Here is a 25,208-nt window from a genome sequence, read left to right as displayed (position 1 = left end):
GAAAACAGCTGTGGATACTCTGTTCACCAAGATCATCAACCGGGAAATCCCGGCGAAGATCATTTACGAGGACGACCAGGTACTGGCCTTCCACGACATCGCCCCACAGGCACCGGTACATTTTCTGGTGATCCCGAAAAAAGCGGTGCGCACGCTTAACGACCTGACCGAGGACGACAAGGCATTGGCTGGGCATATTCTGTTCACCGCCCAGCGTCTGGCCCTGGAACTGGGCTGCGAAGAGGGCTTCCGCGTGGTCATGAATTGCAATCCACTGGGTGGGCAGACCGTCTATCACATTCATATGCACGTGCTGGGTCAGCGCCAGATGCATTGGCCGCCGGGCTGATTCATTACCCTCCGTTGTAGGAGCACAGCTTGCTGGCGATGGCGTCATTGAAATCGCCATCGCCAGCAAGCTGTGCTCCTACAGAAGAAGCCTGCGTCGCAATGACCCAGCGCAAACCTTCCCCGGCCGATTGGGTTAAACTGGCCGCCGAGATTCTTCCCGGAGGTCAGCATGACAACCCAACGTCACTACTCGCCGATTGACCGCCTTCTGCTGCAAGCCGATGCCGCGATGCGTACCTTGTTGCCCTTCAGTGGTCAGCCGTACCGTCCTTCGCCCGCTATCGTGCAGCCGGATGCGCAAATGAGCGACGAAGACACCCGGCACGTCGCCGGTCTGATGCGCATCAACCATACCGGCGAAGTGTGTGCCCAGGCGCTGTATCAGGGTCAGGCCCTGACCGCCAAGCTGCCGCAAGTGCGCGCCGCCATGGAGCATGCCGCCGAAGAAGAAATCGACCACCTGGTCTGGTGCGAACAACGCATAAAACAGTTGGGCAGCCACACCAGCATTCTCAATCCGCTGTTCTACGGCATGTCGTTCGGGATTGGTGCGGTGGCCGGGTTGATCAGCGATAAAGTCAGCCTGGGTTTCGTTGCCGCAACCGAGCATCAGGTCTGCAAACACCTGAACGAACACCTTGAGCAACTGCCGGCCGAGGACGAAAAGTCCCGGGCGATCCTCGAGCAGATGCGCATTGATGAAGAACACCACGCCGAAAGCGCGCTGGAGGCTGGGGGTTTCCGCTTTCCGGCACCGGTGAAGTTCGGCATGAGCCTGATGGCCAAGGTCATGACCAAAAGTACTTACCGGATCTGACCTCAGGGGCGTTCGTAGGAGCAAGGCTTGCCCGCGATGGCGATCTCAAGGACGCAATCGCGGGCAAGCCTTGCTCCTACAATTTAGTTCGGCATGTTGCGCGCGTAGAAGATTTCCAGCATTTCGTGTTTCACACGCTCGGTCACCTGAGCACGCTGCTCAGAAGACAGGTTGCTGGTGGCGTCGCCGAACAGGTAGTTATCGAGTTCGAAGTTCTTCAGCAGCATTTTGGTGTGGAACAGGTTTTCCTGGTACACGTTCACGTCGGTCATCTGGTACGCGTCGCGGGTGTCTTCGGAAAGGTAGTTCTGAATAGAGTTGATCTCGTGGTCGATGAAGTGCTTCTTGCCTTCCACGTCACGGGTGAAGCCGCGCACGCGATAATCCACGGTCACGATGTCCGAATCGAACTGGTGAATCAGGAAGTTGAGCGCCTTGAGCGGTGAAATGACGCCACAGGTCGACACATCAATGTCCACACGGAACGTCGCGATGCCATCGTCCGGATGGATTTCCGGGTAGGTGTGCACCGTGATGTGGCTCTTGTCGAGGTGGGCCAGGATAATTTCAGGCAGCGGGCCCGGGGACTCTTCGATCTGACTGTCGGTTGGGGTCACCGGCTCTTCGGAGATCAGAATCGTGACACTGGCGCCCTGGGGTTCATAGTCCTGACTGGCTATGTTCAGGATGTTGGCACCAATGATATCGACAACTTCTGTGAGGATCTGCGTCAGGCGCTTCGCGTTGTACTCTTTATTGATGTACTCGACGTAAGCCTGTTGGTCTTGCGGGGTTTCCGCGTAGCAGATGTCATAGATGTTGAAGCTCAAGGTCTTTGTCAGGTTATTGAACCCGTGGAGCTTGAGTTTGCTTTTCACCGTTAAAGACTCTCTATGTATTGCGGCCCGGCCGCATGATCAAGCATGCCCGTCAGATGCGAACGACACACCTGCGTAGGACGGTTAACACCTCTTCGCAATGGCGACTCTGGTTGTCTGTTCGGGTGCGCGGCCTGTCGGCGGACAGGCCACTACCCTGAAAAAAGTGGCGCATTGTGCAGACGTCAGCTTGGGATCGCCACAGTCTGCACTGCCTTTATGATAGTTGAATGTCGATTCAACCGAGCTCGATGATCTCGTAGTCGTGTGTGATCTCTACGCCCGCCGCACCCAGCATGATCGACGCCGAGCAATACTTCTCGGCAGACAGCTCGATGGCGCGTTTGACCTGGGCTTCTTTCAAGCCTCGGCCCTTGACCACAAAGTGCATGTGGATCTTGGTGAAAACCTTCGGATCTTCGGTGGCGCGCTCGGCTTCGAGGAAGGCTTCGCAGCTTTCAACGGCCTGACGGGACTTCTTGAGGATGCTGACCACGTCGAAATTGCTGCAACCGCCAACACCCAGCAGGAGCATTTCCATCGGCCGGACACCCAGGTTGCGACCGCCGGCATCGGGCGGACCGTCCATGACCACGACATGACCGCTGCCGGATTCGCCGAGGAACATGGCTTCGCCAGCCCATTGGATGCGTGCCTTCATCGCCAAGACTCCACTGTATAAAAAAGGGTCGCCAGCTTAGCACAGGGGCCTTGATTGACGGCGTCTCGCCTTCCTACGACGCAAGCCGCTGCGCTGTAGGTAAATTCTCGAATATTGCAGGAAGTGTCTGTTAAGCTGGCGCCAATTCACTGGCGCATAGCCAGCTTTGTAGCAACCTCAGCGACTCATAAGAAAACCAAACACACCGTGAAGTCTTTTCGGGATACAACCATGGTTGCTATTACCCCAACACCCAAAATCAAGAACCTCGACAAACTGTTGATGCACTGCCAGCGCCGTCGCTATGCGGCCAAAAGCAACATCATTTGTGCCGGCGACCGCTCGGAAACCCTGTTCTTCATCATCAAGGGTTCGGTCACCATCCTGATCGAGGATGACGACGGCCGCGAAATGATCATTGCCTACCTGAACTCCGGAGACTTTTTCGGTGAGTTGGGCCTGTTCGAACAGGCTGGCCTGGAACAGGAACGCAGCGCCTGGGTGCGTGCCAAGATCGAATGCGAAGTTGCGGAGATCAGTTACGCGAAATTCCGCGAACTGTCCCAACAGGATCCAGACATTCTTTACGTGCTCAGCGGACAAATCGCACAGCGCCTGCGCAACACCACCCGCAAAGTGGGTGACCTGGCATTCTTCGACGTTACCGGCCGCGTCGCACGCTGCCTGCTGGAACTGTGCAAGCAGCCGGATGCGATGACTCACCCGGATGGCATGCAGATCAAGGTGACCCGTCAGGAGATTGGGCGGATTGTCGGTTGTTCACGTGAGATGGTCGGTCGCGTACTCAAGGATCTGGAAGAACGCAACCTGGTGGACGTCAAAGGCAAGACCATGGTGGTCTTCGGTACGCGTTAAACCCTGAACATGTCTGCCAGCAACTGGCGGTACAACGTGTCGAGTCGCCCCAACGCATCAGGTGCTGCATATTCTTCATGAAGAGCAATGTGGCTCTCGGCGCGAACTCGCTGCTCCAGGCCACAGGCTTCATTGAACCGGTTAACCGCCGCAACCATCGACTCACGCTCGTTATCGAGCAACAAAGCACCGTGCACCAACCCTACCGGACGCGTACCGCCCTTGCTCTGGCGCCAGCGTTGAGCCGTGCCGACCATCTTGCGTCCATCAAGGTTGACGTTGAAACGCCCATCACAGAACGCACCCTCTATTTCGCCCAAAGATGAAACGCCGCCCAGTTCATCGAGTAGCTGACAAATCGGATCGCACAGCCGGCGATAACCGGTTTCGATGCGGTTCTGGTCACTCTCGCTACGCGGTGGTGCGTAGACCAGCGCGATGTTGATCGTTGAGGCCGATTGCGGCACCGGTTCACCGCCGGTTTCACGCAACAACACCGGCCAACCTGCCGCCGCCGACACTTCACACGCAGCCTCGAACCCAGGCAGACGATTCAACCGTCGCGGCATGACCAACGCCTTATCACTGGGCTGCCAGTACAGCAGGCCAAACTCCGAATCGCCGGTGCACACATGGGCCAACAGATCCTGCTCGGCGAGCAGGCCGGCTTCGACGGTCAAGGCGATGGGCTGGGTCATGGCAGTAGACATCCTTTGTTTGGGGTATAAAAAAGCCGGCATCGCCGGCTTCTTCATTAAGTCATGTTCAGTCGAGTGTAGAACCGCTCACCGCGATACCACGCTCAGGAAAGAACAGACGCTGTAGTTCGGTGCCCGGGCTTTCGGCGCGCATGAACGCTTCGCCAACCAGGAACGCGTACACATCGCTGATTTCCATCAGCTCGACATCGGCCCGGTTGAGAATGCCACTTTCGGTGATCACCAAGCGATCACGCGGGATACGCGGCAACAGATCGAGGGTGGTTTCCAGATTGACTTCGAAGGTGTGCAGGTTGCGGTTGTTCACGCCGACCAACGGAGTGTCGAGGGTTTTCAAGGCCCGCTCCAGCTCGTCGCCATCGTGAACTTCCACCAGCACATCGAGGCCGACACTTTTGGCCACGGCCGCCAGCTCGGCCATTTTCACGTCATCGAGTGCGGAGACGATCAACAGCACGCAGTCCGCGCCCAACGCTCGGGCTTCAATGATCTGGTACGGATCGATCATGAAGTCCTTGCGGATCACCGGCAGATTGCACGCCGCCCGCGCCTGTTGCAGATACGCATCGGCGCCCTGGAAATAATCGATATCGGTAAGCACTGACAGGCAGGTCGCGCCGCCCTTCTCGTAACTCTTGGCGATGTCGGCGGGAATGAAATTCTCGCGGATAACGCCTTTGCTCGGTGAAGCTTTCTTGATTTCTGCAATGACCGCTGGCTGCTTGAGCTTGGCCTGAGCCAACAATGCCTTGGCAAAACCACGGGGTGCATCGGCCGCCTTGGCCAGACTTTCCAGCTCCGCCAGGCTTACGCGAGCGCTACGCTCGGCGACTTCCTGGACTTTACGGGCCAGAATGTTTTCCAGAACCGTCGGTACACTCATCCCTCATTCTCCACTTTGAATACCGCGGTAAATGCACCCAACTCCTCCAGTTTTTCCCGAGCGAGGCCTGTGTGCAGCGCATCGTGCGCCAGGGCAACGCCTTCTTTCAAACTGCTGGCATGGTCGGCGGCGTACAGCGCGGCACCGGCATTGAGCACAATCATTTCCGCGGCTTTCTGACCGTTCTCGGTCTTGCGCTTACCCAGGGCATCGCGAATCAACTCCAGCGAGGCCGCCGGGCTATCCACTGCCAGACCGTGCAGGCTCTGGCTTTTCATGCCCAGGTCTTCTGGCTCGACCCAATACTCGGTGATCTGGTCATCCTTCAATTCCGCCACGAAGGTTGGTGCTGCCAGACTGAATTCGTCCAGGCCATCCTTCGAGTGCACCACCAGCACGTGCTTGCTGCCCATACGCTGCAAGACCTCGGCCAACGGCCGGCACAACGCCTGATTGAATACGCCCACCACCTGATGCTTCACGCCGGCCGGATTCGTAAGCGGGCCGAGCATGTTGAACAACGTGCGCAAGCCCAGCTCCCGGCGCGGGCCGGCGGCGTGCTTCATGGCGCTGTGATGGGTTTGAGCGAACATGAAACCGATGCCGACGTTGTCGATGCAGCGTGCTACCTGTACTGGCGTCAGATTCAGGTAGATACCCGCCGCTTCCAGCAAATCGGCGCTGCCGCTTTTGCCCGAGACCGCACGGTTGCCGTGCTTGGCGACGGTGCAACCGGCCGCCGCGACCACGAACGAGGAAGCCGTCGAGACGTTGAAGATGTTCGCACCGTCGCCGCCGGTACCCACCACATCGACGACGCCGTCGAGGGTCTTGAGTTCGACCTTGTCTGCCAGCTCACGCATGACCGACACGGCGCCGACGATCTCGTCGATGCTTTCACTCTTCATGCGCATGGCCATCATGAACGCGCCGATCTGCGCATCCGTGCATTGACCGGTCATGATTTCGCGCATGACATCGCGCATCTCATCGGTGCTGAGGTCGAGCTGTTCGACGATACGGCTCAGGGCTGTCTTGATATTCATGAAAAGTCCTTAGCGCGTGCCGCCAGTTTGTTTGAGGAAATTAGCGAACAGCTCGTGGCCTTGTTCGGTGAGGATCGACTCAGGGTGAAACTGCACGCCCTCGATGTTCAGTGTCTTGTGGCGCAGCCCCATGATCTCGTCGACTGAGCCGTCTTCAAGCTGAGTCCAGGCGGTCAGTTCCAGGCAATCGGGCAGGGTTTCGCGTTTGACGATCAGTGAATGATAGCGGGTGACCGTCAGCGGATGGTTCAGGCCTTCAAATACGCCTTTATCCTCGTGGAACACCGGGCTGGTTTTGCCGTGCATGACCTGACGGGCGCGCACCACATCGCCGCCAAAGGCCTGACCGATGGACTGATGCCCGAGGCAGACGCCCAGAATCGGCAATTTACCGCCAAAATGTTTGATCACATCAATCGACACGCCGGCTTCGTTCGGCGTGCAAGGGCCGGGCGAAACGACGATCCGCTCTGGGTTGAGGGCTTCGATTTCGGCAATGGTGAGCTCATCGTTGCGCACGACTTTGACCTGGGAGCCGAGCTCACCGAGGTATTGCACAACGTTGTAAGTAAAAGAGTCGTAGTTATCGATCATCAGCAACATGGCTTAAGAACCTCTTGAATTTACTGACTTTGAATACAGCCTTCGAATGATTTACCCGCAGCGTCCTGCACTTTGTCAGTCGCTGGAGTCGCGCTGCAAAGCGGTTTGTCTTGCGGGTAAAGAAGGCAAAGCGGTAAAGATCCGGCCGGGCCGGCAGAAGGATTCAGGCGCGCCAACGCCAACGGGCGTGTGCCTTGATGACTTGATCCAGAAGTTTGCTGACGATCAACACGGGGAAGGTCTCATTTATACGTCTCGGCACAGTAACTTAGCTGGGCAGAGCGTGCAATATGGGGCGATCGAAGCTCTTGAAACAATTGACGGGTTCGCGCCGAACGGCAACAGGCCCTATAGTTTTTGGCACTATCGTTCTGCCCACTACAACAATAACAAAAGGACTTGCTCATGATCAGACAGACGTTGGCTGTACCGCTTGCCGGCTGCTTGCTCGCCATGGCCTGCACCCAGGCGATCGCGGCGCCCAACCCTTATTCGAATTTCATCGTCTTCGGCGATAGCCTCAACGATGCCGGGCAGTTTACCGACACGGGCGGCCCTCCCGGCTCGACCGTGCGCTTCACCAACCGGACCGGCCCGGTTTACCAGGACGGCAGCGGCGAAGTCTATTCCGCCAACTCGACGCAATTACTGGGTGGAAGGCTCGGGTTTTCACCGGACCAGACGGCTGCTTCAACCTCAGCGGAGCGGGCGAACCAGGGTCTGCCGGACGGTAATAACTGGGCCGTTGGCGGATACCGCACCGACCAGATCCTCACCTCGATCACCACCGCATCCGCCACGGGCGAACGCACACGCCCGGGCTATCTGCCGACAAACAACTTCAGCGCCGATCCGAATGCGCTGTATTACATCTCCGGGGGTGGTAACGATTTTCTTCAGGGACGTGTACAAAGTGGCGCTCAGGCGAATGCCGCTGCGGATCGACTGGCCAACAGCGTCCAGGTTCTGCAAACCGCCGGCGCCCGGTACATTATGGTCTGGCTCCTGCCCGACCTGGGTTTGACGCCCGCCATCAATGGCACGCCCCAGCAGACACCCACCTCACTACTGAGCTCTGCCTTCAACCGGCAACTGGTCACTCGACTGGCGGGGATCGATGCCGAAATCATCCCGTTGAACATTCCGCTGCTGTTGCAGGAAACCTTCGCCGATCCGGCTCGATTCGGTTTTGCTACCGGCCAGAGCCTGACGGCGACTTGCTTCAGCGGTAACAGCTGCACCGAAAACCCTACGTATGGCATCAACAGTGTCACCCCGGACCCCAGCAAGCTGATTTATAACGATGGGGTTCATCCGACCGAAGCCGGGCAAAAACTGATTTCCGACTACGCCTACTCCCTACTGGCTGCGCCGTGGGAGCTGACATTGCTGCCAGAAATGGCCCACGCCACTTTGCGTGCGCACCAGGATGAACTGCGCAGCCAATGGCAATCTGACTGGGAGAACTGGCAGGCGGTCGGCCAATGGCGCGCCATTGTCGCCGGTGGCGGACAGCATCTGGATGTCGATAGCCAAAGCAGCGGAGCCAGCGCCGACGGCGACGGTTACAACCTGAACATCGGCGGCAGCTATCGTCTCAATGACGCCTGGCGCGTCGGTGTGGCGGCGGGCTTCTATCGTCAGAACCTGGAAGCAGGCAATAACGATTCGGACTACAAACTCAACAGCTACCTGGCCACCGCCTTCGCCCAGTTCCAGCAGAATCGCTGGTGGGCCGATGCCGCGTTGACCGGCGGCAAGCTGGATTACGACAACCTCAAACGCAAATTCGACCTGGGTGCCAGCGAAGGAGCGGAGAAAGGCGATACCGATGGCGATCTCTGGGCCTTCAGCACTCGCCTTGGTTACGACATTGCGCAACCAGGTAGCGAGTGGCACTTGTCGCCGTTCATCAGCGCCGATTATGCAAAAGTGGAAGTCGACGGCTACTCGGAAAACAGCACTCGTTCCACAGCGCTGACCTTTGATGATCAGACTCGCGATTCAAAACGTCTGGGCGCCGGTCTGCAGGGTAAGTATCAGATCACCGCACAGACTCAAGTATTCGGCGAATACGCGTATGAGCATGAATACGAGGATGACACTCAGAAAGTAAACATCGCGCTCAACAGCCTGCCGTCCCTGGACTTCAAACTGGACGGTTATACACCGCAAAGCCACTTGAATCGCGTGAGCCTGGGGGTCAGCCACAAGTTGACGGCCGATCTGGCGCTGCGTGGCGGATACACGTTCCGCAAGGATGATGACTTTACCCAGCAAGGGCTTACCGTTGGGGTTGCGCTGGACTTCTGATCCGGCAAACAGCAGACACAAAAAACGCGGCGCCCTCACAGGTGCCGCGTTTTTTTATGGTGCGGAGGTCTTTGTGGGAGCGGGCTTGCTCGCGAAGAGGCCAGCACAGCCAACATTGATGTTGTCTGACCCACCGCTATCGCGAGCAAGCTCGGCTCCTACAGGTCCGGGGTTTGTTCGGCAAGGGCCACTGCACGGAACATCGCGCGGCGCTTATTCAGGGTTTCTTCCCATTCCAGCGCCGGCACCGAGTCGGCAACGATACCGCCACCGGCCTGCACGTGCAGTTCGCCGTTCTTGATCACCGCGGTGCGGATCGCGATCGCGGTGTCCATGTTGCCGTTCCAGGCGAAGTAGCCGACGGCGCCGCCGTAGACACCACGCTTGACCGGTTCCAATTCGTCGATGATTTCCATCGCGCGAATCTTCGGCGCACCAGACAAGGTGCCCGCCGGCAGAATCGCCCGCAGTGCGTCCATCGCCGTCAGCCCGGCCTTCAGTTGGCCGGTGACGTTGGAAACGATGTGCATCACGTTGGAATAACGCTCGATGACCATTTTTTCGGTGAGTTTCACCGAACCGATTTCCGAAACCCGACCGGTGTCGTTTCGACCCAGGTCGATCAGCATCAAGTGCTCGGCAATTTCCTTGTGGTCGGACAGCAGGTCTTTTTCCAGTGCCAGGTCGGCCTCTTCGTTGGCGCCACGCGGACGGGTGCCGGCGATCGGGCGCACGGTGATCAGGTTGTCTTCGACCCGCACCAGCACTTCCGGCGAACTGCCGACGACGTGGAAGTCGCCGAAGTTGAAGAAGTACATATAAGGCGTCGGGTTGAAGCAACGCAGCGCCCGGTACAGATCGATTGGCGCAGCCTTGAAGTCGATCGACATGCGCTGGGACGGCACAACCTGCATGCAGTCACCGGCCAGGATGTATTCCTTGATGGTGTCGACGGCTTTTTCGTAATCGTCCTGGGTGAAGCTCGAACGGAACACCGGATCAGCAGACTGTTGCTTGCTGAAATCCAGGCCACGGCGCGGGGTAATCGGCTGACGGAGTTTTTCCAGCAGCTCTTCCAGACGCGCCTGACCTTGCTCGAATGCATCGTCCTGCGAGGGATCAGCCAGGACAATCGCGTGCATCTTGCCGGCGAGGTTGTCGAATACCACTACCGCGTCAGAAACCATCAGCAGAATGTCCGGCACGCCCAACGGGTCCGGGTTCGGGCATTTGCCCAGACGCTTCTCCACATAGCGCACGCAGTCATAACCGAAGTAACCCACCAGGCCGCCATTGAAGCGCGGCAGGCCAGGTATGGTCGGCACGTTGTAGCGGGCTTTAAATTCTTCGACGAAGGCCAGTGGATCTTCAGCTTCGTGGCTTTCGATCTCGATGCCGTCGTGGGTCACGCTGACGTGATGGTCGTGAACCCGCAGCACGGTGCGGCACGGCAGGCCGATGATCGAGTAACGCCCCCACTTCTCCCCGCCCTGCACCGATTCCAGCAGGTAGGAGTTGGGCTCGTCGGCCAGTTTCAGGTAGATCGACAGCGGCGTGTCGAAGTCAGCCAGGGTTTCGCAGGCAAGCGGGATGCGGTTATAGCCGGCAGCGGCCAAACGCAGGAATTCTTCGCGGATCATGGGGTAGCCTCGTGGCTTGAGGGTCTAACAGTCAGGTATGCAAACGCGCCGGTATGCCGGCCAGGAACAAGTCAGGCGCGCCAACGCCAGCGGGCCAGGGCCTTGATGACTTTCATCCAGAGTTTGCGAGTGACCACCACGATGGCGTTTCCAGAAGGGGGTTGAACAGCGTCGGGCAACGTTATCTCAGCGGCCGGATCCAGGCAACCGCGAATTAACTTGCGCAGATCGTCGATCACCAGCGCCGGCGACTCTTCGGCAATCGGCCGGCCGTGGTTATAACCGTAACTGAGCGCCACGCATTTGACCCCCGCCGCTTTCGCCGCCAGCACATCGCTGCGCGAATCGCCGACGAACAAGGATTGCGACGCCGGGATATTGGTCATTTTCATCACGAAAAACAGCGCTGCCGGGTCTGGCTTTTTCTGTGGCAGGGTGTCGCCGCCGATGATCAAACGGAAATAACGACCGATTTTCATCTGATCCAGCAGCGGCGCGACGAAGCGCTCCGGCTTGTTGGTGATCAGCGCCATCTCGACGCCCTGCTTGTGCAGCCATTTCAGGGTGTCGCGCACGCCGGGGTAAACCACCGTCAGCTCGTGACCGTCCTCGTAAAAGCCGTTGAACAGCTCCAGGGCATGCTCGGCCTCGACCTCATCGACACCCTCGCCGTCGATGTGATTGGCCAAGGCCCGGCGTACCAGCGTGTGCACGCCGTTGCCCACCCACTCACGCACCGATTCGATGCCGGCAGGTTGACGCCCGAGTTTGAGCAGCATGTTATCCACAGCCGCTGCGAGGTCAGGGACCGAATCGACCAGCGTGCCATCCAGATCGAACATCACCAGCCGCGGCAGAGACCCCGGGAACAGCTGCTCAAAGCCACTCATGGGCGGGCCAGCGCCAGTTCGGAACGCATCTTTTCAATCACCTCTTGGTAGTTCGGTGCATTGAAGATCGCCGAGCCGGCGACGAAGGTGTCAGCGCCAGCAGCGGCGATTTCACGAATGTTGTTCACGTTCACGCCGCCGTCGATTTCCAGGCGGATGTCACGCCCGGAGGCATCGATCAGCGCCCGCGCTTCCCGCAGCTTGTCGAGGGTGCCGGGGATGAACTTCTGCCCACCGAAGCCTGGGTTGACGCTCATCAGCAGGATCATGTCGACCTTGTCCATCACGTACTTGAGCACGTCCAGCGGGGTCGCCGGGTTGAACACCAGGCCCGACTTGCAGCCACCTTCGCGGATCAGTTGCAGGGAACGGTCGACGTGCTGCGTGGCTTCCGGGTGGAACGTGATGTAGGTCGCGCCGGCTTCGATGAAGTCACCGATGATGCGGTCCACCGGGCTGACCATCAGGTGCGCGTCGATCGGCGCAGTCACGCCGTACTTGCGCAGTGCGGCACACACCATCGGGCCGATGGTCAGGTTCGGCACGTAGTGGTTGTCCATGACATCGAAGTGCACGAAGTCGGCGCCAGCGGCCAGGACGTTGTCCACTTCTTCACCCAGGCGGGCGAAGTCGGCGGAGAGAATCGACGGAGCAATTACGAAGGGCTGCATGACGCACCTTTTTTGAGCAGAATCACGATGGCGCGCATTGTATACCTCATGCTTTGACCCGCGCACCGTGGCCGCGATGATCAGTACGCCGCTCGGTAGATCTTCTCGATATCGACGGCGCTCAATTTGCGCGGATTGTTACGCATCAGGCGCTCAATCCCCGCCGCCTCCACCGCCATGGCCGGGATGGCATCTTCTGGAACGCCGAAGCTGTGCAAGCCCGGCGGGATTTCCACCGCAGCGCACAACTCGGTCATCGCCTCTACGGCCTTGTCCGCCGCATCGTTGGCGCTCAGATGAGCGGTCTTCACCCCCATGGCCTCGGCGATATCTTGCATGCGCTCCACGCAGGCCATTTTGTTCCAGGTCATGACATACGGCAGCAGCAAGGCGTTGCTGACGCCATGGGCAATGTTGTAACGGCCGCCCAGCGGATACGCCAGCGCGTGCACCGCGCCGACCCCGGCATTACCAAACGCCATACCGGCCATCAGGCTGGCGGTGGCCATGTCTTCGCGGGCCTGGAGATTGGACGGATTGGCGTAAGCCTTCGGCAGCGCCTTGGCGATGAGCTTGATGGCGCCGATGGCCAGCGCGTCGGTAATCGGTGAGGCGTTCAACGACAGATAGGATTCGATGGCGTGCACCAGTGCATCGACGCCACTGGCGGCAGTGACACTGCGCGGACAGGTCAGGGTCATTTGCGGGCTGACCAGCGCCACGTCCGGTAATAGATAGTCGCTGACGATGCCTTTTTTCAGCTGCGCGACCTTGTCGGAGAGGATCGCCACGTTGGTGACTTCCGAGCCGGTGCCGGCGGTGGTCGGAATGGCGATCAGCGGCGGGCCTTTGCGCGGCACCTGATCGATGCCGAACAGATCCTCCAGCGCCCCGTGATAGCCGGCGTAGGCCGCGACACTTTTAGCGATGTCGATGGCACTGCCGCCGCCCAGGCCGATCAGTCCGTCGTGACCGCCCTCGCGGTAGACCCGCATGCAGTCTTCGACGATGGCGATTTCCGGGTCTGGCAACACACGGTCGAAAATTTCGTAGGTTCGGTCGCCCAACTGCGCCAGCGCCAGCTCGACCGTGCCGGACGTGACCAGTGCGGCATCGGTGACGATCAGCGGGTTGTCGATGTCCAGGCGTGTCAGTTCAGCCGCCAGCTGCTCAATGGCACCTGCGCCGGTGATCAGTTTGTGAGCGATTTTGAAAGAGGAAAGACTCATGTGCGCAGCCTCTTATATATAGGGGAGCTGGGCACAAGAGTAGCTGGGGATTGGGGTTTGTCTGCTATTCAGGCCATGAATGACCATACCCGCAGCATGATCGTTCCCACGCTCCGCGTGGGAATGCCTCAACGGACGCTCCGCGTTCGGCTCTCGATGGGACGCGGAGCGTCCCGGGCTGCATTCCCACGCAGAGCGTGGGAACGATCATTGCGGGTGAGTTAGACCTGGGCGGTGCGCAGTTTTTCGCTTCGGCCACGCAGCCATTCCAGGGTCAGCAGCAGGATCACCGAGAATGCGATCAGCAGGGTCGCTGCGGCAGCAATCGTCGGGCTGAGGTTTTCGCGGATGCCGCTGAACATCTGCCGTGGCAATGTCGCTTGTTCGGGACCGGCGAGGAACAGCGTCACCACCACTTCATCGAACGAAGTCGCGAAGGCAAACAGCGCACCGGAAATCACGCCAGGCGCAATCAGCGGCAGGGTCACCCGACGGAACGCCGTCAGCGGCGAAGCACCCAGGCTCGCAGCAGCACGCACCAGGTTTTGGTTAAACCCCTGCAACGTCGCCGATACCGTGATGATCACAAACGGCACACCCAACACCGCATGCACCACGATCAGCGAGAAGAAGCTGTTACCCAAACCCAGTGGCGCGAAGAACAGATAGCTCGCCACACCGATGATCACCACCGGCACCACCATCGGCGAAATCACCAGCGCCATCACCAGCGCCTTGCCGGGGAAGTCGCCCCGCGTCAGGCCGATTGCCGCCAGCGTACCGAAGATCATCGCCAGCACAGTCGCCGCCGGGGCAACGATGATGCTGTTCTTCAGTGCTCGCATCCATTCCGCCGAGGCGAAGAAGTCCTGATACCAGTGCAGCGAGAAGCCTTGCAGCGGATAGACCAGGAAACTGCCCGAGTTGAACGACAGCGGAATGATCACCAGCACCGGCAGGATCAGGAACAACAAAATCAAGCCGCAGAGAATCCGCAAACTGTAGAACCACACCCGCTCAATGGGCGACATATAAGGACTCAGCATTTCGTTCTCCCCTTAGCTCAGGCGCAGGCGACTGGCGCCCACCAGCCAGCTGTAAATCAGATAAAGCACCACGGTCGCCAACAGCAGCAGCCCACCGAGTGCGGTCGCCATGCCCCAGTTGATGCTGGTGTTGGTGTAGAAGGCGACGAAGTAACTGACCATCTGATCGTTCGGGCTGCCCAGCAACGCCGGGGTGATGTAGTAGCCGATGGCGAGGATGAACACCAACAGGCAACCGGCGCCGACACCGGCATAGGTCTGCGGGAAGTACACCCGCCAGAAACTGGCGAACGGGTGGCAGCCGAGGGAAATCGCCGCACGCATGTAGGTCGGCGAAATGCCTTTCATCACGCTGTAGATCGGCAGAATCATGAACGGCAGCAGGATGTGCACCATGGAGATGTAAACCCCGGTGCGGTTGAACACCAGCTCCAGCGGTTTATCGATGATGCCCATCGCCATGAGGCCGCTGTTGATCAAGCCACCCGATTGCAGCAACACGATCCACGCGGCGACCCGCACCAGGATCGAGGTCCAGAACGGCAGCAGCACCAGAATCATCAGCAGGTTGCTTTGACGTGACGGCAAGTTCGCCAACAGGTAGGCCAACGGATACGCCAGCAGCAGGCAGATCACGGTGATGATCAGCCCCATCCAGAACGTCCGGGCAAAGATGTCGAGGTAGATCGCCTGATCGGGCGTGGCCGGGGCGATTTCGCCGAGGTCGTCGATACGGTGATCGACCGCCGCCAGCAAGTAATAAGGTGTGATGTTGCTGGTGTTGCGGCGCACGGCTTGCCAATAGGCCGGGTCGCCCCAGCGCTCGTCGAGACCTTCCAGCGCTTCTTTATAAGAGGCCGGTTCGGTGGCGAACGGTAAGGCACGTGCAGTTTTGGTCAGCAGGCTGCGGTAGCCGGCCAACTCCATGTTCAAGCGCTTGGACAGGTCGCCCAGAGTCTGATTCTTGCGGGCTTCAGCGAGGTCTTCGCTGGCCGCCTTGTAAACCGGTTCAGCGGGCAAGCCTCGGCCATCCCAACTGGCGATAGCCGCCACAGTGCGCGGCATGCCGCCGACCACTTCCGGGTTACCGACGCTTTTGTAGAGCAGCGCCACGATGGGCACCAGGAACACCAGCAACAGAAACAGCACCAACGGCGCGATCAAGGCTTGTGCTTTCCAGCGGTTGATCCGCTCGGCGTGCTTGAGCCGCTGCTTCAAGGTGGGGTCAGTGCCCGCGTTCAGGGGAATGGCGGTGGCCATGGCGTACTCCGGAAATCTTTGATCGTTACAGAGGTGGCAAACGCCGCCTCGAACTTTGGGTGCTGATCGTTCCCACGCTCTGCGTGGGAACGCATCCAGTGACGCTCTGCGTCACAGGGACGCGGAGCGTCCCGGGCGGCATTCCCACGCAGAGCGTGGGAACGATCATCCGGTGAACCCTCGTCCCGTGTGACTTGCTTACTTCGCAGCCCAGGAATTGAAGCGCTGTTCCAGTTGCTCACCGTTGTCAGCCCAGAAGCTGACGTCGATCTGCACCTGGTTGGCGATGTTTTCCGGGGTGGTCGGCATGTCTTTCAGGACATCCTTGGCCAGCAACGGTACGGCTTGAATGTTGGCCGGGCCGTAGGCGATGTTTTCCGAGTAGGTCTTCTGCTGCTGCGGCGCCACCGAGAACGCGATGAATTTCTTCGCCGCTTCAGCACGTGCTTTATCCAGACCTTTTGGAATGGCCCATGCGTCGAAGTCGTAGATGCCGCCGTTCCACACGACTTTCAGGTTGCTTTCTTTCTGCACGGCAGCGATCCGGCCGTTGTAGGCCGAGCTCATGACCACGTCGCCGGAAGCGAGGTACTGCGGCGGTTGCGCGCCGGCTTCCCACCACTGGATGCTTGGTTTCAGCTCATCGAGCTTCTTGAACGCGCGGTCCTGACCATCCTTGCCGGCCAGTACTTTGTAGACGTCTTTCGGCGCAACGCCGTCGGCCATCAGAGCGAATTCCAGGGTGTACTTGGCGCCTTTACGCAGGCCACGTTTGCCCGGGAATTTCTTGGTGTCCCAGAAATCCACCCAACTGGTCGGTGCGGAAGCCAGTTTGTCGGCGTTGTAGGCCAACACGGTCGACCACACGAAGAAGCCCACGCCGCATGGCTGGATGGCACCTTTGACGTAGTCTTCGGACTTGCCGAACAACTTCGGATCAAGCTGCTCGAACATGTCTTCGTCGCAACCACGGGACAGTTCTGGCGATTCAACTTCTACCAGGTCCCAGGACACACTTTTGGTGTCGACCATGGCTTTGACCTTGGCCATCTCGCCGTTGTACTCGCCCGCCACGATCTTGCCGTTACCTGCCGCTTCCCACGGTGCGTAGAAGGCTTTGACCTGCGCCGCCTTGTTCGCCCCGCCAAAGGACACCACGGTCAGGTCCGGGCCCGCCGCCATTGCGTGTGCCGCACCGATCATGCCCATGACCAAAGCGGTGAATTTCAGGGATCTCAACATTTATTGTTCTCTCCACGTGCAGGGTTGGTGTTGTTGAAGCAGGGGGCGATCAATGCGCCTCTAGAAGTGGGTCGAGCGCGCGAACGTGTTCGACCTGCCAGCCAAGCGGTACCACGTCGCCGACGGCCAGCGCGGGATCGAGCTCGGCAATCGGTTGTTTCACAAAAAAATCGGTCTTGCCGCAGACTTCCAGGCGAACCCGGACGTGGTCGCCCAGGTAGATGAATTCCTCCACCCTCCCTGAGAAGCGGTTGACGCATTGATCGCTTGCGCCGTTGAGGCTAATACGCTCGGGGCGAATCGACAGCGTGACGGGTTCGCCGGTCTTGCCGACGTTGACCGCCAGGGCTTCAACCTTTTCACCGCGCCCCAACTCAACCACGCAGCGGTCGCCGGTGTGGCTGTGCAAGCGGCCGTTGAGGCGGTTGTTCTCGCCGATGAAGTTGGCGACGAAGGTGTTTTTCGGCTCTTCGTAGAGGGTGCGCGGCGGCGCGATCTGCTGGATCTCGCCCTGGTGGAACACGGCCACGCGGTCGGACATGGTCAGGGCTTCGCCCTGGTCGTGGGTCACGTAGACCACGGTCACGCCGAGGCGCTGGTGCAGGTGTTTGATTTCCATCTGCATGTGTTCACGCAGTTGCTTGTCCAGTGCACCGAGAGGTTCGTCCATCAGCACCAGTTGCGGCTCGAACACCAAGGCGCGGGCCAGGGCCACACGCTGCTGCTGACCGCCGGACAGTTGTGCCGGGTAACGCTGGGCGAAGGTGTCGAGCTGAACCATGCTCAGGACTTTTTTGACCTTGTCGCTGACATCGCTCTTGTTCAAGCCGCGCACGGTCAACGGGAACGCCAGGTTCTCGGCGACTGTCATGTGCGGGAACAATGCGTAGTTCTGGAACACCATGCCGATGTCGCGTTTGTGCGGCGGCACGTTGTTGATGGAACGCCCGGCCAGCAGGATTTCGCCTGCGGTCGGTGTTTCGAAACCGGCGAGCATCATCAGGCTGGTGGTCTTGCCGGAGCCGGAGGGCCCGAGCAAGGTGAGGAATTCGCCTTTGCGAATCTCCAGGTTGAGGTCTTTGACGATCAGGTTCTCGCCGTCGTAGCTTTTTTGTACTCCACGAAAGCTGACCAGAATATCGCTGGCCCCTGCGCTTGAATCGACCTGGCTCATACCCACACCTTTGTTGTTGATGACTGCTGTGGACTAAGCCTAGTGGACGCTGCCGACCACGCAAATCGGGGCGCAGGAGAGAATGGCCTCAGCAGGATGGAAGGTTGGGGGTAGGGATTGCCCTACAAGGATGGCGGGGATAGATAGGGGCAGCGGCAATCTTGAAGCGGCAAGCCGCAGGAACGGGCAAAAGCGGGTTTGCAGGCGTGTCGCAAATGGATATGGCCGGCACAAATCCCTGTAGGAGCACGGCTTGCCGGCGATGGCGATTTCAAGGATGCCATCGCCAGCAAGCTGTGCTCCTACAGGAGTTTGTGCTCCATGGCGTACTTCACCAGTTCCGCCAGGGAGGTGATGTTGAGTTTCTGCATCAGCCGCGCCTTGTGGGTGCTGATGGTTTTACTGCTCAAGGCCAGTTGCTGGGCGATGTCGTTGACGTTGGCGCCCTGGGCCAGGCGTTCGAACACCGAGAATTCGCGCTCGGACAGCAACGAGTGCAACGGCCGCGAATCGGTCAGGCCGACTTCGAAGACCATGCGGTCGGCCAGGTCCGGGTCGATGTAGCGCCCGCCCGCCGCGACCTTGCGGATCGCCGTCAGCAGCAGCGCCGGATCGCTGTCCTTGGTCGCATAACCCGCAGCGCCGACCTTCAACGCACGGGCGGCCATTTGCGCTTCGTCGTGCATCGACAACACCAGAATCGCCGGCGGATTGTTCAGCGCACGAATCCGCGGAATCGCCTCCAGCCCGTTAACCCCAGGCATGGAGATGTCCAGCAAGACCACTTCGCAGGGAACATGACGCAAGGTCTCGAGCAACTGCTCGCCATTGCTCGCCTCCCCTACCACCAGCAAATCCTTGGCCAGGCCGATCAATTGCTTGATGCCTTCGCGGACGATGGTGTGGTCTTCGGCTACCAGTACACGGATCACTTACTTCTCCTCATCCAGCGGTACTCGCACGCTCAGGGTCGTGCCTTCACCCGGTTCACTCTCAAGCGACAACTGTCCGCCCATGATCAACACTCGCTCGCGCATGCCGACCACCCCGAAGGATGTTGCCCTTCCGGTGGCAGGGACAAATCCTACGCCATCATCGCTGACGGTCAGACACAACTCGTCGCCTTCCAGCGCCAACGTCAGTTCGACAGTATGCGCCTGGGCATGGCGCATGACATTGGTCAGCGCTTCCTGAAGGATCCGGAACAGGCCAATCGCCTTGGCATCACTGAGTACCGGCAGGTTCTCCGGCACCTGCACCAGACACGGAATCTGCGTGCGCGCCTCGAATCGGCGAGCCTGCCACTCGATGGCCGAGGCGATCCCGGCGTCGAGAATCGGCGGCCGCAGCGCCGTGGCCACGTCGCGTACCAATTGGAACAGCTGCGCTATCAGTCGCTTCATGCTGTTCAAGCGTTCGTTCAGACCGGGGTCGAGCTGCGCGTAGGCCAGTTCGCACATGGAGGTTTCCAGCTTGAGCACGGTGAGCATCTGACCCAGTTCGTCGTGAACTTCCCGGGCGATGCGGGCCTTTTCCTCTTCCCGCACGCTTTCCAGGTGCGCGGACAATTCACGCAGCTGTTCGCGAGAGCTGGCCAGTTCCAATTCGATGCGTTTGCTCTCGCTGATGTCCCAGACGATCCCGTCCCAGACATAGGCGCCGTCTTCGAGTCGGCGGGTGATGGCCTTGATCTCGGCCCAGCGCTGTTCCCCGGATCGGGTGAGAATCCGTCCCTGCCACGACCAGTCACTGTCGGTATCCAGCGCATGGTCCTGGGTTTGGTGATAACTGGCTTTATCGTCCGGATGCACCAGGCTGCGCAGGCCTTTGTCGCGATGGGCCAGAGTCGCCGGTGAGTAACCGACCAGGCTCTCGCTGCCTTCACTGATGTAGGCAAAATCGATCTGCCCCGTCACCGGCGCCCGCTCCAGACGAAAGACCAGTCCGGGAACGTTGGCGGCGATCCCTTGCAGGCGCGCTTCGCTTTCCTGCAACGCGGCCAATGCACGACGGCGCTCGGTGACGTCGTTGAGGTAGACCACCAGGTATTCGCCGTCGCGAAACCGCAAAAAGCTCAGTGAAACATCCGCCGGCAGATTGCTGCCATCCGCCCGTATGCAGTTGGTTTCGAAACTTTGCGGGCCATCCTCACTGGCCCGGGCGCGTTTCCACAGGTTCAGCCAGCGGTCCATGTGCAAGCCGGGCTCGAAGTCGATCAGCGGCCGATCAATGATTCCGCCCGCCGGATAACCCAGCATGGTTTCGGCCGCGCGATTGGCGTAGCGCACATGGCTGTCCCAGTTGACCCAAAGGATGCCGACGGTGCTCTGATCGATGGAAAACTGGGTGAGTCGCAACGCTTCTTCGCTGGCGGCACGCAGGGCAATGTCCTCGCGCGCGGCCAGCAAACGATGCTCAAGACTGTGCTGCTGTCGACGCTGCCAGAACACGATGGCCATGCTGCTCAGCGTCAACACCGCCAACAGCAGGCAGAGGTTTTGCCAGAACCCCGGGGACTCGGTCAGGCGCGGGTATTTGGGTTGCAGCCATTGGTTGTGCAGTTGCTCCAGGTCCTTGGCCGGGATCGCCCGCAACGCACTTTCGACGATGCCGGCCAGTTCCGGCCAGTCCCGGCGCGTGGCCACCCGCAACAGTTGCGGCAGGCCGATGTCGCCCACCACCACCAGCCCGGCGAACTCCGGCTCGGCGGACAGACGTCCCAGCTGCGCTTCGTCAACCACGGCGTAACTGGCCTGCTGACTCAATAACAGTTGCAGTGCCTGGCGCTCGATCGGTACGCCTTGAAGGTTCAGGTGCGGGTAATTGCTGCGCAGGTAATCGGCGGTGGCGCCAGGCATGCGCACGGCGACGCGGGTCTGGCTGTCGAGTTTTTCCAGCTCTACCACGCCGGTACTTTTCTGGTCGCTGACCACCAGTTGCGGCACCCGCATATATGGGTCGGAAAACTGCCAGAGCCGCAGGCCACCGGGTGTTTGGGTCAGCCCCGGAGCGATGTCGATTTCACCCTCGCGCGCCGCAGATTCCAGTTGCGCCAGGTCGGGAAAGTTGCGCCAGCTCAGCTCGACTTTGAGCGCCTTGGCCAGCCACTTCATCAGCTCGACATTGACCCCGGACAAACGCTGCAGGCGGCGATCGTATTGGGCGTAGGGCACTTGCAACACCAGCCCCACGCGCAATTCGCCATGTTGCGCCAGCCATTGCTGCTGGCCCGCAGACAATTGCGCGACGTGCACCGGTGGCGCGGGAGCCGCCCAGCCCATCAAGGGAAACCACAAACAGCCGATAACCCACAGGCAGCAAAAACGCATCATCGAAGTCTCACACACTGACAAATACTGACCAACCCATTAGGCTGCCGGAATAACTTCTGGCCTGGAATATCCGATGCCCCCTGTTTACCGCCTGGCACTGCCAGCATTGTGCCTGTCGCTGATCCTGCCTTGCGCCTTTTCTGTCGAGGCCGCCGACCCGGTACCTGCCGCAACGGAAACACCCGCCGAAGAAAAACCGGTCGAGCGCCAGCCGCTGCTTGAGCGTAGTCAGGAAGAAGCGTCTGCACTTGAGCGACAAATCCCTGCTCAGGAACAGCAGCAACTGCAAGCGGGCAGCGACACGTTTCTGGCCTTGTGGAAACCGGCCAATACCGCCGACCCCAAAGGCGCGGTGATTATCATCCCGGGCGCTGGCGAAACCGTTGACTGGCCGCAAGCAATCGGTCCATTGCGACGTAAATTGCCGGACGCCGAATGGAGCAGCCTGAGTATCACCTTGCCGGACCTGCAAAGCGATGCCATTGCGCCGCGTATCGTAGAAGTGGCACCGACACCAAAACCCCCGGACACCGGCAGCAAAGACTCGACCACTGCAGCGCCCATCGAACAAGCGGCGGGCGGTGAAGCGGAGGTGGCGGACAAGGCGATCGCCGAAACCACCGAGGAACAGGCCAAAGCCGATGCCGAACGAATCTTCGCCCGCATCGACGCCGCCATTGCCTACGCCGAACAGCAAAGCGCTCGCAGCATTGTCGTGCTGGGGCATGGCACTGGCGCCTACTGGGCCGCGCGCTACCTGAGCGAGAAGCAGCCCTCGCAAGTGGAGAAGTTTGTGATGGTCGCCGCTCAGATGCCGGCGAAAGCCAAACCAGAGCTGGTCGAACTGACACCGACCCTGAAGCTGCCCACCGCAGACATCTTCTATATGGACAAGCCGCTGGATCGCAACCTGGCGCTGGAACGCTTGCAAGCCAGCAAACGCTTGAAGACTTCGGGATTCAGTCAGGTTTCGCTCAAGGCTTTGCCGGGTAATTCCAAGGCAGAGCAAGAGCAACTGTTCCGTCGGGTGCGGGGCTGGTTGAGTCCACAGAACGCGAATTAAGCAAAAGCAAAATCTTCCGGGTCACTAGCGAAAATCCCGCCGCTCACGAATCAATGTGTAGGCGCTATGCAGTTCGCGGGTCTTGTCAGTGGCTTCGCGAACTTGCAACGCCGTCGCACCGCTGCCGGCAATCTTGTCCGGGTGATGGCGACTCAGCAGGCGTCGATAAGCGCGCTTGATCTGCGCCGGCTCACTGGTCGCCGAAACGCCCAAAAGCCGCAGGGCATCTTGATAGGTCAGCGCGCTGCTGGCCTGTGCAAACTTGTGCTGCTCGTAATCGGCCGCCAGAGCCTGCACCTGTTGTGACGACCAGCCCAGCCATTTACCCCACTGCCTGATCAGCTCTCGCTCAGCGCTACCGGCGCGGCCATCCGCCCAGATCATCCGCCAACAGGCGCGCAAGACGCCTTCGGCGGCATGAGGTTGATGACTCAAGCGACGCAGGTAACCGCGCAACCGGTCATCTCCCAACTTGCCGCGATTGAACGCGGCAATGGCCCGACGTTGGGCCGACTCGGTCATGTCCAGCGAACGCATTTCCTGACGGGCCTGCTGGATGTGGCCTTCCACCACCCGTCCATCGCACTTGGCCAGCCGCCCCAACAACACAAACAGCAGTTCATCGTTGCGCAGCACCGAGCGGCCACCGAGCCTTTCTCGCAAGTGCGCCCAGCTCTGTATGTGCAAGTGCCGATCCAGCACCTGCCCCAACAAGGCGCCAAGCATGGCCCCCGGAATGCTGGCGATGTAAAAGCCCGCTCCGGCTCCAATCAGAGTCCCTGGCCACAACATGTCAGCGTCTCGCTTCTAACAAAGTTTCGACTTCAGCCAGACGCTCGTGAGTGCCAACATCCACCCAATGTCCATTCAAGTGCTCGCCGGTGACTTGTCCATCGGCCATGGCCTTGCGCAGCAGCGGTGCAAGCTTGAAGGCTCCGGCGGAGCAACCGTCGAACAGCTGCGGGTGCAGGACCGCGATGCCGCTGTAGGTCAGGGTTGCAGTGTCCGGTTGATCGTCGCGTACTTGCCCGTCGATCAGACTGAAATCACCGGTCGGGTGATGGGCCGGGTTGTCCGCCAACACCAAATGCGCCAGCCCGGTGATGGGTTGGTGCAACACGCTGAAGTCGTAGTCGGTCCAGATGTCACCGTTGACCACCATAAAGGCCTCGTCACCCAGCAACGGCAGCGCGCGGAAAATCCCGCCTCCGGTTTCCAGTGGCTCACCTTCCGGCGAGTACTGAATACGTACGCCGTATTGCGAGCCATCACCCAGGTAGTTTTCGATCAGCTGGCCGAGCCAGGCATGGTTGATCACCACCTCGGTAAACCCCGCCACCGCCAAGGCTTTCAAGTGATACTCGATCAACGGAATACCGCCCGCGCGAACCAGCGGTTTCGGCGTGGTCAAGGTCAGCGGGCGCATGCGCTCGCCTTTGCCTGCTGCCAGAATCATTGCCTTCATGCATTCGCTCCAGCACGCAGACTCAGCAGCAACACATCCAGCTCGGCCAGTTCAGGGCGGCGGGCGATCACGGCGTCTATATAAGCGAAGAAGCGTGGCACATCGCCGAGATAGCGCGGCTTGCCGTCGCGGTGGCAGATTCGGGCAAAGATGCCGATCACTTTCAGGTGCCGCTGCACACCCATCAGGTCGCTGGCACGCAGGAAATCTTCGAAGTCGGGCTGAACCGGGATCCCGAGATCGCCCGCTTGCTGCCAGTACGCTTCCAGCCAACCGCGCACACGCTCCTCGGGCCAGCTGAGGAACGCATCCTTGAACAGGCAGGTCACGTCGTAGGTCACGGGACCATAGACGGCGTCCTGAAAATCCAGCACGCCGGGATTTGGCTCGCTGAGCATCAGGTTGCGCGGCATGTAATCGCGGTGCACCAGCACTTTAGGCTGGGCCAGTGCGCTGTCGATCAATAGCTCGGTCACGTTCTGCCAGAGCATTTGCTGCGCCGAGTCGAACTCGATACCCAACTCGCGCTTCACGTACCACTCGGGGAACAATTCCAGCTCGCGGCGCAGTAGCGCCACGTCATAACTTGGCAGTGGTGCAACCATCGGCAACTGCTGAAAAGCCAGCAGCGCTTGCAGGGCATCCTTGAACAAATCGTCGGCATTTTCGCTGTCGATCACGTCCAGGTAAGTCTTGTTGCCCAGGTCATTGAGCAAAAGAAAACCACGTTCGAGGTCTTCGGCATAAATTTTCGGAACATTTATTCCGGATTTCGCCAGCAAAAAAGCGATATCCACGAAGGGTTTACAGTTTTCCTGGGGCGGTGGCGCGTCCATCACGACGAAACTTCTGCCCTCGCCTTCCCAGCGGAAGTAACGTCGAAAACTCGCATCGCTACTAGCCGCGGTCAACGTGGCCGGGGGTACGGCACCCCAACCCTGTTCTGCAAAGAGGACAGCCAATTGCTCATCGAGCCAAACTTTCAGGTGTTGCAAACGTACATCTTGGTCAGGCATTGCAAGGGTCTCCGACGGCGCTAGCCGTCAAGC

The 25,208-nt window shown here is 59.7% G+C and carries 25 protein-coding genes; 6 read left to right on the top strand and 19 right to left on the bottom strand.

Features of this window, described 5'->3' with window-relative positions; all coding sequences use genetic code 11:
* Window positions 1-10 precede the first annotated feature (10 nt).
* Entirely contained in the window at window positions 11-349 is a 339-nt protein-coding gene (locus CKW16_RS03665; RefSeq protein ID WP_008147240.1) for a histidine triad nucleotide-binding protein, read from the top strand.
* Between the two features lie 171 nt (window positions 350-520).
* Entirely contained in the window at window positions 521-1,168 is a 648-nt protein-coding gene (gene coq7 / locus CKW16_RS03660; protein ID WP_008147238.1) for a 2-polyprenyl-3-methyl-6-methoxy-1,4-benzoquinone monooxygenase, read from the top strand.
* An 83-nt stretch (window positions 1,169-1,251) separates the two neighbouring features.
* Here coq7 and speD read toward each other — a convergent pair whose 3' ends face one another.
* Both speD and CKW16_RS03650 read right to left on the bottom strand, forming a co-directional pair.
* Window positions 1,252-2,046, bottom strand: a complete 795-nt coding sequence (gene speD / locus CKW16_RS03655) for an adenosylmethionine decarboxylase (RefSeq protein WP_095127236.1) — start codon at window positions 2,044-2,046, stop codon at window positions 1,252-1,254.
* Between the two features lie 238 nt (window positions 2,047-2,284).
* Window positions 2,285-2,707, bottom strand: coding sequence for an OsmC family protein (locus tag CKW16_RS03650; protein WP_008061600.1), 423 nt, complete (start codon window positions 2,705-2,707; stop codon window positions 2,285-2,287).
* A gap of 231 nt (window positions 2,708-2,938) precedes the next feature.
* Between CKW16_RS03650 and crp the strand changes: the two genes are divergently transcribed.
* Window positions 2,939-3,583, top strand: a complete 645-nt coding sequence (gene crp, locus CKW16_RS03645; protein ID WP_046045393.1) for a cAMP-activated global transcriptional regulator CRP — start codon at window positions 2,939-2,941, stop codon at window positions 3,581-3,583.
* Here the strand turns inward: crp and CKW16_RS03640 are convergent.
* From CKW16_RS03640 to CKW16_RS03625, 4 genes are all read right to left on the bottom strand, one after another.
* A complete protein-coding gene (locus CKW16_RS03640) occupies window positions 3,580-4,281 on the bottom strand; it encodes a lipoate--protein ligase family protein (RefSeq protein ID WP_095127235.1) in 702 nt (233 codons plus the stop codon). The genes crp and CKW16_RS03640 overlap by 4 nt on opposite strands.
* A gap of 67 nt (window positions 4,282-4,348) precedes the next feature.
* The gene (gene trpC / locus CKW16_RS03635; protein ID WP_095127234.1) at window positions 4,349-5,185 is read right to left on the bottom strand and encodes an indole-3-glycerol phosphate synthase TrpC; all 837 of its coding nucleotides are present in this window, start codon (window positions 5,183-5,185) and stop codon (window positions 4,349-4,351) included.
* Window positions 5,182-6,231 (bottom strand): anthranilate phosphoribosyltransferase, encoded by a 1,050-nt coding sequence (gene trpD / locus CKW16_RS03630; RefSeq protein ID WP_095127233.1) that lies wholly within the window; start codon window positions 6,229-6,231, stop codon window positions 5,182-5,184. The genes trpC and trpD overlap by 4 nt, the downstream gene beginning before the upstream one ends.
* Window positions 6,232-6,240: 9 nt before the next feature.
* Entirely contained in the window at window positions 6,241-6,834 is a 594-nt protein-coding gene (locus tag CKW16_RS03625; protein ID WP_033056198.1) for an aminodeoxychorismate/anthranilate synthase component II, read from the bottom strand.
* A gap of 46 nt (window positions 6,835-6,880) precedes the next feature.
* Between CKW16_RS03625 and CKW16_RS32235 the strand changes: the two genes are divergently transcribed.
* Window positions 6,881-7,243 carry a hypothetical protein gene (locus CKW16_RS32235; protein WP_176471503.1) on the top strand — a complete coding sequence of 121 codons (363 nt, stop codon included), beginning with the start codon at window positions 6,881-6,883 and terminating at the stop codon, window positions 7,241-7,243.
* A complete protein-coding gene (estP, locus tag CKW16_RS03620; RefSeq protein WP_095127232.1) occupies window positions 7,240-9,147 on the top strand; it encodes an esterase EstP in 1,908 nt (635 codons plus the stop codon). The genes CKW16_RS32235 and estP overlap by 4 nt, the downstream gene beginning before the upstream one ends.
* Window positions 9,148-9,305: 158 nt before the next feature.
* On the opposite strand, the gene trpE is transcribed toward estP, so the two are convergent.
* From trpE to CKW16_RS03570, 10 genes are all read right to left on the bottom strand, one after another.
* Complete coding sequence (trpE, locus tag CKW16_RS03615) at window positions 9,306-10,787, bottom strand: anthranilate synthase component I (protein WP_095127231.1); 1,482 nt, start codon at window positions 10,785-10,787, stop codon at window positions 9,306-9,308.
* A 71-nt stretch (window positions 10,788-10,858) separates the two neighbouring features.
* Entirely contained in the window at window positions 10,859-11,677 is an 819-nt protein-coding gene (locus CKW16_RS03610) for a phosphoglycolate phosphatase (RefSeq protein ID WP_095127230.1), read from the bottom strand.
* The gene (gene rpe / locus CKW16_RS03605; protein ID WP_095127229.1) at window positions 11,674-12,348 is read right to left on the bottom strand and encodes a ribulose-phosphate 3-epimerase; all 675 of its coding nucleotides are present in this window, start codon (window positions 12,346-12,348) and stop codon (window positions 11,674-11,676) included. The genes CKW16_RS03610 and rpe overlap by 4 nt, the downstream gene beginning before the upstream one ends.
* A gap of 80 nt (window positions 12,349-12,428) precedes the next feature.
* The gene (locus tag CKW16_RS03600; protein WP_095127228.1) at window positions 12,429-13,577 is read right to left on the bottom strand and encodes an iron-containing alcohol dehydrogenase; all 1,149 of its coding nucleotides are present in this window, start codon (window positions 13,575-13,577) and stop codon (window positions 12,429-12,431) included.
* Between the two features lie 221 nt (window positions 13,578-13,798).
* Window positions 13,799-14,623 (bottom strand): ABC transporter permease, encoded by an 825-nt coding sequence (locus CKW16_RS03595; RefSeq protein ID WP_045059981.1) that lies wholly within the window; start codon window positions 14,621-14,623, stop codon window positions 13,799-13,801.
* Window positions 14,624-14,635: 12 nt separating this feature from the next.
* Window positions 14,636-15,883, bottom strand: coding sequence for an ABC transporter permease (locus CKW16_RS03590; protein ID WP_095127227.1), 1,248 nt, complete (start codon window positions 15,881-15,883; stop codon window positions 14,636-14,638).
* 198 nt (window positions 15,884-16,081) lie between these two features.
* A complete protein-coding gene (locus CKW16_RS03585) occupies window positions 16,082-17,125 on the bottom strand; it encodes an ABC transporter substrate-binding protein (RefSeq protein ID WP_095127226.1) in 1,044 nt (347 codons plus the stop codon).
* A 49-nt stretch (window positions 17,126-17,174) separates the two neighbouring features.
* A complete protein-coding gene (locus CKW16_RS03580) occupies window positions 17,175-18,299 on the bottom strand; it encodes an ABC transporter ATP-binding protein (RefSeq protein ID WP_095127225.1) in 1,125 nt (374 codons plus the stop codon).
* Window positions 18,300-18,601: 302 nt separating this feature from the next.
* The gene (locus CKW16_RS03575; protein WP_003210977.1) at window positions 18,602-19,231 is read right to left on the bottom strand and encodes a response regulator transcription factor; all 630 of its coding nucleotides are present in this window, start codon (window positions 19,229-19,231) and stop codon (window positions 18,602-18,604) included.
* The gene (locus tag CKW16_RS03570) at window positions 19,232-21,631 is read right to left on the bottom strand and encodes a PAS domain S-box protein (protein WP_095127224.1); all 2,400 of its coding nucleotides are present in this window, start codon (window positions 21,629-21,631) and stop codon (window positions 19,232-19,234) included. It lies immediately after the preceding gene.
* 73 nt (window positions 21,632-21,704) lie between these two features.
* On the opposite strand from CKW16_RS03570, the gene CKW16_RS03565 reads away from it, so the two are divergent.
* On the top strand, window positions 21,705-22,694 hold the full coding sequence (locus CKW16_RS03565) for an alpha/beta hydrolase family protein (protein WP_095127223.1): 990 nt from the start codon (window positions 21,705-21,707) through the stop codon (window positions 22,692-22,694).
* A 24-nt stretch (window positions 22,695-22,718) separates the two neighbouring features.
* Here CKW16_RS03565 and CKW16_RS03560 read toward each other — a convergent pair whose 3' ends face one another.
* The 3 genes from CKW16_RS03560 to CKW16_RS03550 are packed head-to-tail and all read right to left on the bottom strand — an operon-like array spanning window position 22,719 to window position 25,175.
* Window positions 22,719-23,486: a TerB family tellurite resistance protein gene (locus CKW16_RS03560; RefSeq protein WP_095127222.1), complete on the bottom strand. Its 768-nt coding sequence runs from the start codon at window positions 23,484-23,486 to the stop codon at window positions 22,719-22,721.
* Between the two features lies 1 nt (window position 23,487).
* Entirely contained in the window at window positions 23,488-24,159 is a 672-nt protein-coding gene (gene murU / locus CKW16_RS03555; protein ID WP_095127221.1) for an N-acetylmuramate alpha-1-phosphate uridylyltransferase MurU, read from the bottom strand.
* Window positions 24,156-25,175 (bottom strand): aminoglycoside phosphotransferase family protein, encoded by a 1,020-nt coding sequence (locus tag CKW16_RS03550; RefSeq protein WP_095127220.1) that lies wholly within the window; start codon window positions 25,173-25,175, stop codon window positions 24,156-24,158. Before CKW16_RS03550 ends, murU begins: the two co-directional genes overlap by 4 nt.
* Window positions 25,176-25,208 lie beyond the last annotated feature (33 nt).

The organism is Pseudomonas sp. Irchel s3h14 (genome assembly GCF_900187425.1).
GTDB lineage: Bacteria > Pseudomonadota > Gammaproteobacteria > Pseudomonadales > Pseudomonadaceae > Aquipseudomonas.
This window is presented reverse-complemented; position numbering and strand designations above follow the sequence as displayed.

Coding starts and splice junctions, on each gene's coding strand:
- CKW16_RS03590 (WP_095127227.1), bottom strand. CDS start 15,883: ATGGCCACCGCCATTCCCCTGAACGCGGGCACTGACCCCACCTTGAAG.
- crp (WP_046045393.1), top strand. CDS start 2,939: ATGGTTGCTATTACCCCAACACCCAAAATCAAGAACCTCGACAAACTG.
- CKW16_RS03610 (WP_095127230.1), bottom strand. CDS start 11,677: ATGAGTGGCTTTGAGCAGCTGTTCCCGGGGTCTCTGCCGCGGCTGGTG.
- trpE (WP_095127231.1), bottom strand. CDS start 10,787: ATGATCCGCGAAGAATTCCTGCGTTTGGCCGCTGCCGGCTATAACCGC.
- CKW16_RS03625 (WP_033056198.1), bottom strand. CDS start 6,834: ATGTTGCTGATGATCGATAACTACGACTCTTTTACTTACAACGTTGTG.
- CKW16_RS03595 (WP_045059981.1), bottom strand. CDS start 14,623: ATGCTGAGTCCTTATATGTCGCCCATTGAGCGGGTGTGGTTCTACAGT.
- CKW16_RS03580 (WP_095127225.1), bottom strand. CDS start 18,299: ATGAGCCAGGTCGATTCAAGCGCAGGGGCCAGCGATATTCTGGTCAGC.
- rpe (WP_095127229.1), bottom strand. CDS start 12,348: ATGCAGCCCTTCGTAATTGCTCCGTCGATTCTCTCCGCCGACTTCGCC.
- CKW16_RS03550 (WP_095127220.1), bottom strand. CDS start 25,175: ATGCCTGACCAAGATGTACGTTTGCAACACCTGAAAGTTTGGCTCGAT.
- CKW16_RS03565 (WP_095127223.1), top strand. CDS start 21,705: ATGCCCCCTGTTTACCGCCTGGCACTGCCAGCATTGTGCCTGTCGCTG.
- estP (WP_095127232.1), top strand. CDS start 7,240: ATGATCAGACAGACGTTGGCTGTACCGCTTGCCGGCTGCTTGCTCGCC.
- CKW16_RS03570 (WP_095127224.1), bottom strand. CDS start 21,631: ATGATGCGTTTTTGCTGCCTGTGGGTTATCGGCTGTTTGTGGTTTCCC.
- CKW16_RS03585 (WP_095127226.1), bottom strand. CDS start 17,125: ATGTTGAGATCCCTGAAATTCACCGCTTTGGTCATGGGCATGATCGGT.
- trpC (WP_095127234.1), bottom strand. CDS start 5,185: ATGAGTGTACCGACGGTTCTGGAAAACATTCTGGCCCGTAAAGTCCAG.
- CKW16_RS03640 (WP_095127235.1), bottom strand. CDS start 4,281: ATGACCCAGCCCATCGCCTTGACCGTCGAAGCCGGCCTGCTCGCCGAG.
- murU (WP_095127221.1), bottom strand. CDS start 24,159: ATGAAGGCAATGATTCTGGCAGCAGGCAAAGGCGAGCGCATGCGCCCG.
- trpD (WP_095127233.1), bottom strand. CDS start 6,231: ATGAATATCAAGACAGCCCTGAGCCGTATCGTCGAACAGCTCGACCTC.
- CKW16_RS03650 (WP_008061600.1), bottom strand. CDS start 2,707: ATGAAGGCACGCATCCAATGGGCTGGCGAAGCCATGTTCCTCGGCGAA.
- coq7 (WP_008147238.1), top strand. CDS start 521: ATGACAACCCAACGTCACTACTCGCCGATTGACCGCCTTCTGCTGCAA.
- CKW16_RS32235 (WP_176471503.1), top strand. CDS start 6,881: ATGATTTACCCGCAGCGTCCTGCACTTTGTCAGTCGCTGGAGTCGCGC.
- CKW16_RS03560 (WP_095127222.1), bottom strand. CDS start 23,486: ATGTTGTGGCCAGGGACTCTGATTGGAGCCGGAGCGGGCTTTTACATC.
- CKW16_RS03600 (WP_095127228.1), bottom strand. CDS start 13,577: ATGAGTCTTTCCTCTTTCAAAATCGCTCACAAACTGATCACCGGCGCA.